The 13697-nt window shown below is 68.0% G+C and carries 12 protein-coding genes; 1 reads left to right on the top strand and 11 read right to left on the bottom strand.

All coding sequences use genetic code 11. The annotated features are described in order from the left end of the window. Positions 1–418 precede the first annotated feature (418 nt). The gene (locus QUG03_RS10955; RefSeq protein ID WP_158274251.1) at positions 419–1282 is read left to right on the top strand and encodes a helix-turn-helix domain-containing protein; all 864 of its coding nucleotides are present in this window, start codon (positions 419–421) and stop codon (positions 1280–1282) included. 83 nt (positions 1283–1365) lie between these two features. On the opposite strand, the gene QUG03_RS10950 is transcribed toward QUG03_RS10955, so the two are convergent. The 11 genes from QUG03_RS10950 to iolD all read right to left on the bottom strand — a co-directional run bounded on the left by QUG03_RS10950 (position 1366) and on the right by iolD (position 13435). Further along, the gene (locus QUG03_RS10950; protein WP_500819989.1) at positions 1366–3168 is read right to left on the bottom strand and encodes an ATP-binding response regulator; all 1803 of its coding nucleotides are present in this window, start codon (positions 3166–3168) and stop codon (positions 1366–1368) included. Continuing rightward, positions 3168–3638, bottom strand: coding sequence for a putative pterin-binding protein (locus QUG03_RS10945; RefSeq protein ID WP_158274250.1), 471 nt, complete (start codon positions 3636–3638; stop codon positions 3168–3170). Before QUG03_RS10945 ends, QUG03_RS10950 begins: the two co-directional genes overlap by 1 nt. Before the next feature lie 253 nt (positions 3639–3891). Next, the gene (locus QUG03_RS10940; protein ID WP_019101840.1) at positions 3892–4152 is read right to left on the bottom strand and encodes an acyl-CoA-binding protein; all 261 of its coding nucleotides are present in this window, start codon (positions 4150–4152) and stop codon (positions 3892–3894) included. 341 nt (positions 4153–4493) lie between these two features. After that, positions 4494–5213: an energy transducer TonB gene (locus tag QUG03_RS10935; RefSeq protein WP_500819988.1), complete on the bottom strand. Its 720-nt coding sequence runs from the start codon at positions 5211–5213 to the stop codon at positions 4494–4496. Positions 5214–5309: 96 nt separating this feature from the next. After that, entirely contained in the window at positions 5310–6044 is a 735-nt protein-coding gene (locus QUG03_RS10930) for a thioredoxin fold domain-containing protein (protein WP_107800060.1), read from the bottom strand. Between the two features lie 24 nt (positions 6045–6068). Beyond that, positions 6069–7220, bottom strand: a complete 1152-nt coding sequence (locus QUG03_RS10925) for a UbiH/UbiF family hydroxylase (RefSeq protein WP_227104223.1) — start codon at positions 7218–7220, stop codon at positions 6069–6071. An 11-nt stretch (positions 7221–7231) separates the two neighbouring features. Beyond that, a complete protein-coding gene (locus tag QUG03_RS10920; protein WP_500819987.1) occupies positions 7232–8395 on the bottom strand; it encodes an FAD-dependent oxidoreductase in 1164 nt (387 codons plus the stop codon). 50 nt (positions 8396–8445) lie between these two features. After that, positions 8446–9741, bottom strand: a complete 1296-nt coding sequence (locus QUG03_RS10915; RefSeq protein WP_500819986.1) for an aminopeptidase P N-terminal domain-containing protein — start codon at positions 9739–9741, stop codon at positions 8446–8448. An 87-nt stretch (positions 9742–9828) separates the two neighbouring features. Beyond that, positions 9829–10638, bottom strand: coding sequence for a 5-deoxy-glucuronate isomerase (gene iolB, locus QUG03_RS10910; protein WP_500819985.1), 810 nt, complete (start codon positions 10636–10638; stop codon positions 9829–9831). Next, positions 10635–11555, bottom strand: coding sequence for a myo-inosose-2 dehydratase (gene iolE / locus QUG03_RS10905; RefSeq protein WP_500819984.1), 921 nt, complete (start codon positions 11553–11555; stop codon positions 10635–10637). Before iolE ends, iolB begins: the two co-directional genes overlap by 4 nt. A gap of 14 nt (positions 11556–11569) precedes the next feature. Then, complete coding sequence (iolD, locus tag QUG03_RS10900; protein WP_500819983.1) at positions 11570–13435, bottom strand: 3D-(3,5/4)-trihydroxycyclohexane-1,2-dione acylhydrolase (decyclizing); 1866 nt, start codon at positions 13433–13435, stop codon at positions 11570–11572. Between the last annotated feature and the right edge of the window lie 262 nt (positions 13436–13697).

Raw genomic sequence — 13697 nt, 5'->3', positions numbered from 1 at the left:
TCGCATGATATGCGAAATTACAACACCCTCCGCCTCAAGCCGTCCGCCTCCGCCCAAGCCGCCATCCGCCCAATAAAATCAAACATCTAGCCGCCCTTCACCGGCCAAGCCTTACTAGTCCACAGGCATAACACAGCTCGAATCTGTACCAAGGAACAGGTTTCAATCTGTATGCCCAATTTTAAAATGAAAACCTTTTTTGCATTTTCAGCGAAAAATTTTCGCAAATTTTGCAAAAGCTGACTAATATCGGCTAAGTAGAAACCCCAGCGTCGACGTGCCCGCCCCTGCCCGGAAGGCCATCCGCCCTCCGCTCGCCGCCGCCGATAATGAAGAAAGACAGCAGCCCTCCGCCCGCGCCGGCGGCAAGCTGCGGATCAGAACGACCCGATAGTCGCCCTACTCCAAAGACATGCAAATGACACAGAACAAGCCAACCACTGAAATCATCAACGCCAATATCCGCACGCATCTGGAACAGCGCGGCCTGGCGGAGTCGCAACAGGTCAGCCTGATCGAGGAAGTGCTGGGCCTGAGCGCGTCGCAAACCTACCGCAAGCTCAACGGCAGCAGCCAGTGGCAGTTGGGTCAATTGGAGAAGCTGGCGCAATACCTGGGCCTGCCCACCTCCGAGCTGCTGGTGTCGCAAGACAACCGCCGGCCGGTGCGGGTGCCGGACGCCGACCTGATCCCGGCCATCCTCCACCTGACCGACCACACCGAGGAAGCCCATTGCTGGATACAGCTGGGCGACGTGGTCCAGGACGACTCCATCTCGCCGCTCTTGCTGGCGCGCCGCCAGGGTGACAGCTGGCACGTGTATCCGGGCAGCCACGACCGCTGCATCAACGGCCACGAAGTCACCTATCTGGCGGTGCAGCCGCCCAAGCGCGCCAATAACAAACGGCTGCTGGTGGCGGTGCTGGACGATATGGACGCCGACATCCTGGCGGCGGTGCTGGTGCGCCAGGGCCTGTTCGCCCTGCCCTACGAGTCCCCGTCCGAGCTGCTGGCCGCGCTGCCGCACGAGGAGTTCGACGCCTTCGTGCTGGACTGGGTGCTGGGCGACGACGATTGCATGAAAGTGATAGAAACCATACGCCAGCGCTCGGCCACCGTGCCCATCATCGTGCTGACCGGCCACGCCGAGGAATACGAATCCGCCTTGCAGCAGGCGCTGCGCATCCAGGGCGTTTACTACATCGGCAAGCCCACGCCGGGCTCCATCCTGGCGCTGCAGATCACCAATGTGGTGACCGCGGCCCATGATCTGGAAGTCTGAGCAGACCCGCTCCAGCCGCCGAGCGACATGAAAAAGCCCTGGATCTCCAGGGCTTTTTTCTGTCCGGCCATGCGCCGCCGCGTTCAGCCGCGTCTGGCCACCACGTCCAGCATCTGCCGCAGCTGGCCGGCGTCGAAGGGTTTGGCCAGGATGCCGGCGAAACGCTGGGCGCGCGGATCCTGAAACGCCTCCGGGTAAGCGCTCATGCCGACGACGGCGGTCTGTTCGGCGCGCCGGCCGCTCCAGGCCCGCTCCGCCACCTGATAGCCGCTGTCCGCGCCCAGATGCATGTCCAGCAGCACGGTATCGAAATCGGCCCGCTCCAGCGCCTGCTCGGCCAGCGCCGCCGTCTCCGCGGTGGCCACTTGGTAACCCTCGCGCTGCAGCAGCTCGGCCAGGGTGTCGCGGATGTCGGCGTCGTCGTCCACGATCAGCACCGACTGCGGACCGGCCGACTCCAGCGCCTGCACCGGCAGGCGCACGGTGAAGCAGGCGCCCTTGCCCTCGGCGCTGTCCAGCTCGATGCAGCCGCCGAACAGATTGACCAACTCCTTGACGATGGACAGGCCCAGGCCGCAACTGCCGGCGCGGCGGTGCTTGCCCTGGATGAAGGGCTGGAAAATGCGCTGCTGATACTCCAGCGGAATGCCCACGCCGGTGTCGCGCACCTGCAGCACCAGTTCATGGTGGCCGGTGGCGCGCAGGCAGGACACGCTGACCGTCACCGCGCCGCTGTCGGTGTAGCGGATGGCGTTGGACACCAGATTGCCCACCACCTGGCGCAGCCTGACCTCGTCCAGCACCACCTTGGCCGGCAGCGGCCCGGCCTGGTAGTTCAGCGCCAGGCCCTTGGCGTCGGCCAGCGGCCGCATCACGTCCATGGTGGCTTGCAGCACCTCGGCCAAGGGCATGGGCTGCGGATTCATCCGCAGCTTCATATTGCGGATGGCGCTGATGTCCATGATGTCGTGCACCTGGGCCGACAAATGCGACACGCTGGTTTTCAAACGTTGCAAGGCGGTGCGCGCGGTCTTCTGGCCGTCCGCCACCGGCTCCAGCAGCTCGATGCACACCTGCATGGACTGCAAGGGCGAGCGGATCTCGTGGCTCAGCGTGGCCAGGAAGGTGGTGCGGTCCAGCTCCATCGCCACCGTGGCCTGATGCGCGGACTGCTCCTTCTCCAGCAAGGCCTGTTTGGCGCTGGCCAAACGCTTGACCGAGCTGTAGCGCGACAACAGCAGGATGACCGCGCAGATCACGCCCCACAGCACCGATTGCAGATACAGCACATTGCTGCGCTGGCGGTCCAGGTCCTCCAGCCGCTCGGTGCGGCTCTTGACCTCGGCCACCCTCGCCTCCACGGCGAAGGCCATCAGTTGCGGCCGCAGCAGATCGATGCGCTCCAGCAGCGCCGGCGCCGAGTCCAGCGCCGGGCGGCTGAAGGCGGGGTCGTTGAACAATTGCTGGTAATCCGCCACCAGGGTGTCGAAGCCCTTCACCTGGCGCAGCAACATCTGCACCCGCACCGGCGCCGGTTCGGCAAACACGTGGAAACGGCTATTGGCCACTTCCAGCCGCCGCAACAACTCGTCTTGCTTGATGCGGCCGGCCTGGAAACCCACCAGCGCGGACTTGGCGCGCTCCATTTCCAGCTGGAACTGCGCCACCGACCAATACAAATCCTCGCTGCTATTGGCCACGGAATTGACCTTGCCCAGCTGGCTGATGCTGTAATACATGCCGCCGGCGGCGGTGATCAGCACCAGCAAGCCCACCCACAGCATGCGCCGGCCCTCCGGCCAGCCGCCCCAGCCGGAAATCAGCCGCCGCAGGCGACTGAGCCAGCCCGGCGCGGCGGCGGACGACGCTTGATTGTCCTGGTCCATCAGTTCACCACCAAACCGTCTATCTGCCAGATCAGCTTGGCGTCCAGCGCCGGCCCCTTGGCCGAATCCGGCATCTGCTCCAGCGGATACATCAACCACAAGGGCCCGTAGCGGGCCACGTTCATCGGCTGCTGATTGAAGCGGCGCGCCAGGATGGCGCGATACTTGACCAGCTCGCTGACCGGAATGGAATAGGTATAGTCGTTGAGCGCCACGAACTGGGCCTGGTGGCCGTAGGCGCCCACTTTATTCAGAATGTCCCGCACCAGCGGCCCGCTGAAGGTGGCCTTGGGCGTCCAGCTGGTGGCGGTGACCAGCGAAGTTTGCGGCAAGGCCATCAGCGCGCTCTCGCGGAACTCGTACACGCCGCGCGCCGAATCGGTGAAATGGCTGATCTTGCCCGACACCACCAGCAAAACCGGATCGTCGCCGGCCCGGCACGCTTGCGCCAGCAGGGCGAAAACCAGCAAGCAAAAGACTCTCTTCATCTTGGCCAACGCTTCACTTGATTGAAAAACCGTACCGCCGCGCGCTGCTGGGCAACAGCCGGCGGCAGTTGAGAACCCGTTCGCGATCCGCGGGCCGCTTCGGCCGCGGCGCCCGTTTCGCGGGCTTGCCCCGCGGGATGGCGAACAACTTCTAAAAAAAATCGGCACGCGGGACCGGTGCCGCTTCGCCGCCGCAAACGGCGCCGCCCGCGGGCGGCCCGTTCTGGCGGCCGGCTTACTCTTCCAGCAGACGCTTCACCACGTCCACGTATTCCTGCTTGGCCTCGTCGCTGCCCTTGCCTTTCAGCTTTTCCCAGGCGTCGAATTTGGCGCGGTTGATGAAGTCCATCATGCCCGGGCGCTCGCCGGCGGCGTCGCCTTCGGTCGCCTGCTTGAACAGCGCGTACAGCTGCAACAGGGTCTGGTTGTCCGGACGCTCGGACAGGGTCTTGACATCGGCCTGAGCCTGGGTGAACAGAGTCTGCAGATCAGACATGGGAATTCCTTTGTTGAAGACCGGGACGTTCGTACGCCCCTGATTGGAGATGTTAGCCTCCGGCAAGCAGCGCCGGAGAGCGGAATTTACCACGAACCCGCGCCCTTGGTCAGCCGCCGGCCCGGCGTCCGGCCTCAATTTTGTTCCACCGGCCCGCTCCAAGGCCGCCCTGGCCCGGGAGAGCCTTGAACAGGCTTGAGAATGTGTTCTCGATCTCGCGAGCTAAGGCGAGACAAGGCGAAAACGTCTGAGAAAGCGGAGTGCGCACGCGGCGCATGAGCCTTTCGAAGGGGCGCTCACCATGCAACGCCCCGCGACGCGCGGCAGATCGTAAACACGTTCTAAGGCCGGCCCGGCGCCGCCGTTTCCGTCAACGGCGCCGTCTCCAGCAGAATTCGTTTATAGCTCTTCACCGCAATGCCGTCTTTGCGCGCAGGCAAGAAGCGCGCGCGCCGGAACGGCTCCAGCTGCGCGTCGCCGTCCGCCGGCGCCGCGCCCGCCCATTGCGCCGCGTCCACCCCGCCCTGCTCATTGATATAGACGCGCAGCTCGAACACCGGCGGATCCCCAGGCATATCGGCCAGTATCGGCGGCACGATGGGCTCCAGCGGCTCCGCCAGGCGCTCCAGCTGTCCGGCCGGATAATAAAGGTCCAGGCCCAGCCGCTGCGGCAGCCCCTCATCGGCGGCGGCGGCTTGCTCGCCGTTTGCCGCCGGCGCGGAGGCTTCCGGCGCGGGGACGGACGCGGCCGCCGGCAGCGTCTCCTGCCTCGGCGCCGACGCCTCCGCCAAGGCTTGCGACGCCCCGGGCCCGGTCATGGCCGGCGGCAGGGCGGCCGGCTCCGCGGCAAGGCCGGAAGCCGCGGGCCGGACGGCTTCCCGCGCCGCGCTGGCAGGCGGCGGCGCGGCGGACAGACGCACGCTCAGGCCGGAAACCGCGCCCTGCGCGCCGCCGGCCGGCCACGGCGCGAACAAGGCCAGCCCGTGCAAGGCCAGCGACAGCGACAGGCCCAGCAACAGGCGGTCGCCGTCGGACAAGCGCCGGCCCGGCCGCGCCGTCATCGCCGTCCGCCAGGCGCGACAACGGCCTGCCCCGGCGTCGCGCGGACGCAGGGGCAGGCCGTGGAATTCCGCTTAGCGGCGCCTGCCTTCATGCGCTCACTTGGCGTTGAGCAGCTTCTCGATATCGTCGCCATCGATCGCGCCCGGCACCAGCTGGCCGTTGGCGAAGATCAGGCCCGGCGTGCCGGTGATGCCCAGCTTCTCGCCCAGCTGCTGAATCTTCTCCAGCGGAGTGTCGCAATTGTCCGGACCGGTCAGCGGCTTGCCGTCGCGCATGAAGCCGGACCAGGCCGCCACTTTGTCGGGCGAGCACCAGATCTGCTTGGACTTGCGCATCGCGTCCGGGTGCAACTGGGACAGCGGGTAGAGGAAGGTGTAGATGGTCACGTTGTCCAGATTCTTCAGGCCTTCGCGCTCCAGCTTCTTGCAGAACGGGCAGTCCGGATCGGAGAACACCGCCAGCTTGCGCTCGCCCTTGCCGCGCACTTCCTTCAGCGCGTATTCAAACGGCAGCGACTTGAAGTCCACCTTGTTCAGCTCGGCCATTTTCTTCTCTGTCAGGCTTTCCTTCTTCACCGCGTCGATCAGATCGCCGACAAACAGATAGCTGGCGTCGGCGTTGGTGTACACCACCTGCTTATTGTCCACCACCACCTCGAAAATCCCTTTCACCGGGGTGGCGCTCACCGCCTTGACCGGCTTGCCGGGGAAACGGCCTTCAAACGCCTTCTTCACGTCGCCGGCGTTGCCGCTGCCGGCGGCTTGCGAGCAAGCGGCCAGCGCCATCATCAGGGAGGCGCCCAGCGCCAGGGACTTCAGGTTCTTCTTCATCAATCTTTATCCTTGAAAGGAGGTTCAGTAACCAATCGCCTGCCGAGCGAATTGCCGCTTCAAAGGCTTCAGGCAATTGGTCAGGTTCAAGCCGGTGTTGCGCAGCCAGGACAGGCCCGGCCCTTGGGCGTGAAACAGCTGGAACAAGCCGTCGCAGCCCAATTGCATGGTTTTCACCGCTTCGCGCCGCCGGCGCTCGTAACGGCGCAGCAGCATCCAGTCTCCGGCGTCGCGTTCGCCGGCCAACAGCGCGGCCAATTGCGCCGCGTCCTGGAAGCCCAGGTTCACCCCCTGGCCGGCCAGGGGATGCACGGTGTGGGCCGCGTCGCCCACCAGGACCACGCGCTCCGCCGCCACCCGCTCCGGCTGGATCAAGCGCAGCGGAAACGCCGCCGCGGGGGTGAGGCAGGTCAACTCGCCCAGCTCCCGTCCTCCGGCCGCCGCCACCGTCGCCGCCAGTTGCTCCGGCGGCAGCTCCAGCAAGCGCGAGGGATCAGAAGTTGACCACACCATGGAAATTCGGTTCCCGGCCATGGGCAGCCAGGCCAGGATGCTGTCGCCGGTGAACCATTGCCGCGCCACGCCGCCGTGCGGGCGTTCGCAGTCGAAATTGGCCACCACCCCGCTCTGGCCGTAGGGTTTGACGCTGGCGTTCAAGCCGGCCTGCTCGCGCACCCAGGAGTTGGCGCCGTCGGCGCCGGCCAGCAGCGCGGCGCTCAAGCGGCGGCCGTCTTCCAGCGTCAGCTCCGCGCCCAGCGCGTCGGCGCGCAGCGCCTGCGGCTTGATGCCCGCCAGGCAATCCACGCCGGACGCCGCCAGCCGCCGCCACAAGGCGGCCAGCAGCCAGCGGTTCTCTGCGATCCAGGCCAGCGCCGGCTCGCCGGCGTCGCTGGCGGCGAACTCGATGCGGCCGCCAGCGTCGCCGCGCACGTCCATAGCCTCGATCGCGCCCAGGCGCTCGGCGCCGGGCCAGGCGTCCAGGCTCTCCAGGAAACGGCGATTGGCCGGGCTCACCGCGTAGATGCGCGCGTCCCAGCCCTGGTCCAGGTCCTGAAGCTCGGGCGGCCGTCCTTCGAGCAAGGCCACCCGCTTGCCCGCGCGGTCCAGCGCCAGCGCCAGGCTGGCGCCCACCAGGCCGCCGCCGACCACGATCACGTCGTACTGCAATGCTTTCACATCCGCTCCCATCAGACGCCGAACACCAAATGGCTGGCGAACTTGCGCCGCAGCGGCGGCAGCGCGTCCAGCGCGCTGAGGCCGACGCTGCGCATGGCGCTGACCACCGGATGGTGGCCGTCGAACAATTTGATCAAACCGTGGGTGAAGCCCACCACCGCGTGGCTGTCCACCCGCCGCGACGCCGCGTAGGCCGCCAGCGCGGCGGCGTCGCCGGGATCGGCCGCGCCGGCCAGCGCCGCGCTGAGGCCGGCGGCGTCGCGCAGGCCCAGGTTCAGGCCCTGCGCCGCCACCGGATGCATGGTTTGCGCGGCGTTGCCTATCATCGCCACCCGGCCGCTGACCACGCGGTTGAGCTGCTTCAACGCCAGCGGAAACGCCGCGCGCGGCCCCACGCTCAGAATGCGGCCTTGCCGCTCGCCGAAGGCCTGCTGCAAGGCGGCGGCCACCTCGGCGTCGTCGGCCGCCTGCAAGCGGGCGGCGTCCTCGGCGCTGCGGGTCCACACCAACATATAAGCGTCGCCGTGCGGCAGCAGGGCCAGCGGCCCGTCATGGGCGAAGCGCTCATAGGCCACGCCCTTGGGCGGCAATTCGGTGCGCACCTCGGCCAACACCGCGCACTGGCGGTAATCGTGGCTCAGGCGCTTGATGCCGGGCAGGCTCTCCGCCAACGCGCCGCCCTCGGCCATCACCGCTAGCCGACAGGTCAACACGCTCTCGCCGGCGTCGGACGTCACCGTCACCACCGCGTAATGGCTGAGGCTTTTGACCGCCCGCACCCGGTGCCGCCACAGCACGCGCACGCCGGCGCGCTCCAGCGCGCCGCCCAGCGCCGCCACCAGCGCCGGATAATCCACCACCGCGCCCAGGTGCGGCAGGCCCACGTCCTCGCCCCGCAACAGGGTGCGGCCGCAAGCGCCTTGCTGCGACACGTGCACGCTGTCGATCACGGATGCCGGCAAATCCTCCGGCCAGGCGCCAGCTTCGCGCAGCAGTTCGCGGCTGTGCCAGGACAGCGCCAGCGCGCGCGCGTCGCGCACCGCCTCGTCGCGGCCGCGGGCTTCCACCAGCGTCACCTCGCGGCCGGCGCGCGCCAGCCGCAAGGCGGCCAGCGCCCCCACCGGGCCGCCGCCTATGATCACCACATCCGCATGTTCATTTATCTGTTGCTGCATTCTGTTTCCTCCTGTTTCCTCCTGTTTCCTCGGGACACAGGCTCCGGAATTCAATCCTGATTCATCAGCGCCTCGATCTCGTCGATGCGCTTGGGCACGCCGCCGGTATAGACCTCGCAGCCCTGCTCGGTGATCAGCACATCGTCCTCGATGCGCACGCCGATATGGTGCAGCGCGGCCGGCACTCCGTCCGCCGGGCGGATGTACAAGCCCGGCTCCACCGTCACGCACATGCCGGGCTGATAGGCGCGCCACAGGCCGTTGCGCTTGCGCGCGCCCACATCGTGCACGTCCAGGCCGATCAGATGGCCGATGCCGTGCATGTAAAACTGGCGGTAGGCGCCGGATTCGATCACCCCGTCCACGCTGCCTTGCAGCAGCCCCAGGTCCAGCATGCCCTGGGCCAGCACCGCCAGCGCGGTGTCGCCGGACGCGTTCCAGGGCACATTCGGCCCCAAGGCGGCGATGGCCGCCGCCTGCGCCGCCAGCACCACTTCGTAGACGTCGCGCTGCGGGCCGCTGAAACGGCCGTTGATCGGGAAACTGCGGGTGATGTCGCCGGCGTAGCCTTCCAGCTCGCAGCCGGCGTCGATCAACAGCATCTCGCCGTCGCGCAGCAAGCCGTTGTTGGCGCAGTAATGCAGGGTGCAGGCATGGGCGCCGCCGGCGACGATGCTTTCGTAGGAAGGCTGGCGCGCGCCGCGGCTGACGAAGGCGTGCAGGATTTCCGCCTCGATCTGGTATTCATGCAGGCCGGGCCGGGTGGCGCGCATCGCCTGCACATGACCGGCGGCGGAAATCTCGCCGGCGCGGCGCAGCAGCGCGATCTCGCTGTCGTCCTTGATCAGGCGCATCTCGTCCAGCAGCGCGTGCACGTCGCCGTAGCAGCTGGGCGCCGGCGCGCCGTGGTAGGCGCGCTGGCGCAGGCTGTCCAGCCAGCCGTTGACGCGCACGTCGAATTTGGCGTCGCGGCCCAGACTCCAGCACAGCCGGCCGCAACCGGACAGCAGCTCCAGCATCCGCGCGTCCAGCTCGGCGACGGGATAAGCCTCGTCGAAGCCGAAAGCCTCCGCCGCCGCCTGCGGCCCGTGGCGGAAGCCTTCCCAGATTTCCATGTCCGGATTCTTGTCGCGGCAGAACAGGATGGACTTGCCGCTGCGCCCGTCCAGCACCAACACCGCTTCCGGCTCGGCGAAGCCGGTCAGGTACAGGAAATGGCTGTCCGGGCGATAGGGATAGAAATTATCGGCGTTGCGCACCGCTTCCGGCGCGGTGGGCAGCACCGCGACGGCGTCGCCCAGGGCGGACAGCAGGCGGGCGCGGCGTGCGGCATGAGGCGTGGGCATGGCGGAATCCAGGCAAGGGACCGACGCGGTCGTAAAAGCGGCAGTTTACACCGCCGCCCGCGCCAACCCAAGCCCCGCCGCCGCGCCTCAGGTCGCGGCGGACAGCATCCACTCATGCGCCGGGTCGTTGTGGAAGCGCCATTCGCGGCGCGGCCCGGCCATCACGTTGAGGTAGTAGGATTCATAACCGTGCGGCACGCACACCGGATGATAGCCGCGCGGCACCAGCACCACGTCGCCGTCCTCCACCGCGTGGGATTGGTCCAGATCGCGCTCGTCGGTGTAGACGCGCTGAAACACGAAGCCCTGCGCCGGGCTCACCCGGTGGTAATAGGTTTCCTCCAGCTGGCTTTCCGCCGGCAGCGCGTCGCGGTCGTGCTTGTGCGGCGGATAGCTGGACGAATGACCGGACGGGGTGCGTACTTCCACCACCAGCAGGCCGTCCGCCTCCGCCTGCTGCGGCAGGATGTCGGTGACGTAGCGGGTGTTGCTCCCCTGCCCGCGCACGCTCTGCGCCATGTCCTGCGGCCGGATCAGCCGCGGCGGCCGGATCAGCGGCCGGCCCGGCGCCGAACACAAAGCCACTTCCGCCGCGCCGCGGGCGACGATGCGCAACGCACAGCCGGCGGGAATATAAGCCGCCCACGGCGCTTGCCCGTCGAACACATCGGCGCGGCCGCCCACGCCCGGCCAGTGTTGGTCGCCGGCGATGAGGTCGACGACGCCGGCCAGCACCACCACGCAGCATTCCCGCTCCGCTTGCAGCCAGTCCTCGGCCTCGCCGTCGGCCAGGCGCAAGGCGCGGAAACCGACATGGTGCCAGCCGGCGGAGGCCGGGGTGATGTCGGCGGCGACGCGGCCGGCCGTCGCCTTGACGCGCAAATCAGGCTGATTCATGCGCAGCTCCTTTCCGGCGCGCCGGCGCGGATGGCGGCCACCAGCCCCGCCAGGGTGCGGAAGCCCAGCTCGGCGTAGCGGTAGCTGGGCGCCACCACCGGGTCCTGCTCCGCCTCCACCACCAGCCAGCCGCGATAGCCGTGCTCGGCCAGCATGCGCAGCAGGGCTTCGAAATCGATGACGCCGTCGCCGGGCACGGTGAACACGCCGTTGAGCACTGCCTCCAGAAAACTCCAGCCGCGGTTGCGCGCCAGCCGCGCCACCTGCGGGCGGATATCCTTGCAATGGACGTGGACCACGCGGCCGATATGGCGGCGCAGCACCGCCAGCGGTTCGCCACCGGCAAAGGCGATGTGGCCGCTGTCGAACAGCAGGCCCACTTCCGGGCCGGTGACCGCCATCAGCGCGTCCACATCGTCCGGGGTTTCGACGTAGGCGCCCATATGGTGATGGTAGGCCAGCGTCAGGCCGTGGCTTTGCAGATGGCGGCCGAAGGCGTTCAGCCGCTCGCCGTAGTCGCGCCATTGCCGCTCCGAGCCAAAGCGCGGACGCTGGCTCAAGGGCCGCGGCTGGCCCTGTATCGCCTGGGCCACTTCGCCGTAGACCATCACCCGGCAGCCGCTGGCGGCCAACAGCCGCAGATGCGGCTCCACGGCGGCGATTTCCTCATCCACGCCGCGCTCGGCCAGACGGCCGGAATGCCAGCCGGACACGCATTGCAGGCCGTGCGGCGCCAGCGCCGCCGCCAGCGCCTCCGGCTGACGCGGAAACTTATTGCCCAGCTCAAAACCGCGGTAGCCTATGGCCGCGCCTTCGGCCAGCGCCTGCTGCAGCGAGATTTCGCCGCCCAGCGACGGCAGGTCGTCATTGCTCCAGGAAATCGGATTGATGCCGATTTTCACGTCGAATGCATGCATTGCGCTGTTCCCCGCTATTCGTATTGACGCCGGCGCAGCCGGTCTTCGTACGCCTGGCGCGCGGCGCGCACCTCGGCCCGTTCCGATACCTCCGGCACCGCCACTTCCCACCAGCAGCCGCCGGCCTCGGTGGTGCGCGCCGGATCGGTGTCGATCACGATCAGATAACTGCGTTCCGCGGCGCGGGCGCGGACCAGCGCCGCCTCCAGGCCGGCGATGTCGGCCACGTGCTCGGCCTCGGCGCCCAGCGCGCGGGCATGGGCGGCGAAATCCACCCGCGGCGCGCCGTGGCGGCCCTGGCGGCAGTCGTCCAGCAAATTGTTGAACGGCGCGCCGCCGCAGGCCTGCTGCAAGCGGTTGATGCAGCCGTAGCCGCGGTTGTCCAACAGCACCACGATCAGTTTCTGGTCCAGCATCACCGAGGTGGCCAACTCGCTGTTCATCATCAGATAGCTGCCGTCGCCCACCATCACGATGACTTCGCGCTCCGGCCGCGCCATCTTCACGCCCAGGCCGCCGGCGATTTCATAGCCCATGCAGGAATAGCCGTATTCCAGGTGGTAGCCGCCCGGCGTCGCCGCGCGCCACAGCTTGTGCAGCTCGGCCGGCAGGGTGCCGGCGGCGCAGACCACGATGTCGTCGCGCTCGGAGCCGGGGTGGCGCTGTACCGCGCCGATCACCTCGCCTTCATAAGGAAGACAAGGCAGGCCGTGAGGCTGTCGCTGGCCGGTGACGCGCGCCGTCTCCGCGCGCCAGTCATCGGCCAGCGCGCGCGCCTCGGCGCTCCAGCCGGCGTCGGCGCTCCAGCCGTCCAGCCGCGCCGACAGCGCGTCCAGGCACAGCGCGGCGTCGCCGCTCAGGGCCACGGCGTCGGCCTTGATCCCGTCCAGCGCGTTGACGTTGACGCTGAGCAGCCGCGCCTGGCGGAACAGCTGCCCGGAGCCGGTGCTGAAGTCCTGCAAGCGGCTGCCCAGCGCCAGTACCAAGTCAGCCCGTTCCGCCAGCCGGTTGGCGGCCGGCGAGCCGGTGACGCCGATCGCCCCCAATTGCAGCGGGTGGTCCCAGGGCAAGGCGCTCTTGCCGGCCTGGGTCTCGGCCACCGGCGCGCCGTGGCGCTCGGCGAAGGCGCGCAAGGCCGCCGCGCCGCCGGCGCTGTAGAGCACGCCGCCGCCGGCCACGATCAGCGGCCGCCGCGCGGCGGCCAGCGCCCGCGCCGCCCGCTCCAGCGCGTTCGGTTCCGGCGGCGGCGCGGCGATGCGCCACAGCCGCGGCCGGAACCAGTCGGCCGGATAATCCCAGGCCATGGTCTGCACGTCCTGCGGCAGCGCCAGCGTGGCCGGCCCGCATTGCGCCGGATCGGTCAGCACCGCCAGCGCGCGCGGCAAGGCCGTGAGCAGCTGCGCCGGGTGGACGATGCGGTCGAAATAGCGCGACACCGGCCGCAGGCAGTCGTTGACCGACAGCGTGCCGTCCTGCGGCGCTTCCAGTTGCTGCAGCACCGGGTCCGGCGCGCGCGACACGAACACGTCGCCGGGCAAGAGCAGCAAGGGCAGCCGGTTGACGTGGGCCAACGCCGCGGCGGTAACCAGATTGGTGGCGCCGGGACCGATGGAGCTGGTCACCGCCATCATCCGGCGGCGGAAATGGGCTTTGGCGTAGGCGATGGCGGCGTGGGCCATGCCCTGCTCATTGTGAGCGCGCCAGGTGGGCAGGCTGTCGCCGGCCTGTTGCAGCGCCTCGCCCAGGCCGGCGACGTTGCCGTGGCCGAAGATGGCCCACACCCCGGCGAACAGCGGCAGCTCCTCGCCGTCCAGTTCCACCCGCTGCGCGGCCAGGTAGCGCACCAACGCCTGGGCCATGGTCAAACGGATCGTGCTCATGCTCATTCCTTATAAAATCAGCGCGGCTTTTCTTGCCACGGAACCCACGAAACCATTTTTATTAGCCACGGAAACACACGGAAGCACACCGACAAAGCCAAAAACGATGACTGCATTTGTGTCACTTCCTGAGCTGCATGACAAAAATCGGGTCAAACACGGCGTTCTTCCTTGTGTTTCCGTGGCTCGAAATCCAAAACGCCAACCGCGAAACCCACGGACAGCACGCAGGCCACGTTGGTATCTACGCTGTCTTTTTCCG

The sequence above is a fragment of the Chromobacterium sp. CCUG 30098 genome (assembly GCF_059916605.1).
The sequence above is the reverse complement of the archived record's forward strand: the minus strand, read 5'-3'. Positions and strand labels throughout refer to the sequence as shown.

Coding starts and splice junctions, on each gene's coding strand:
- QUG03_RS10955 (WP_158274251.1), top strand. CDS start 419: ATGACACAGAACAAGCCAACCACTGAAATCATCAACGCCAATATCCGC.
- QUG03_RS10950 (WP_500819989.1), bottom strand. CDS start 3,168: ATGGACCAGGACAATCAAGCGTCGTCCGCCGCCGCGCCGGGCTGGCTC.
- QUG03_RS10940 (WP_019101840.1), bottom strand. CDS start 4,152: ATGTCTGATCTGCAGACTCTGTTCACCCAGGCTCAGGCCGATGTCAAG.
- QUG03_RS10935 (WP_500819988.1), bottom strand. CDS start 5,213: ATGACGGCGCGGCCGGGCCGGCGCTTGTCCGACGGCGACCGCCTGTTG.
- QUG03_RS10930 (WP_107800060.1), bottom strand. CDS start 6,044: ATGAAGAAGAACCTGAAGTCCCTGGCGCTGGGCGCCTCCCTGATGATG.
- QUG03_RS10920 (WP_500819987.1), bottom strand. CDS start 8,395: ATGCAGCAACAGATAAATGAACATGCGGATGTGGTGATCATAGGCGGC.
- QUG03_RS10915 (WP_500819986.1), bottom strand. CDS start 9,741: ATGCCCACGCCTCATGCCGCACGCCGCGCCCGCCTGCTGTCCGCCCTG.
- iolB (WP_500819985.1), bottom strand. CDS start 10,638: ATGAATCAGCCTGATTTGCGCGTCAAGGCGACGGCCGGCCGCGTCGCC.
- iolE (WP_500819984.1), bottom strand. CDS start 11,555: ATGCATGCATTCGACGTGAAAATCGGCATCAATCCGATTTCCTGGAGC.
- iolD (WP_500819983.1), bottom strand. CDS start 13,435: ATGAGCACGATCCGTTTGACCATGGCCCAGGCGTTGGTGCGCTACCTG.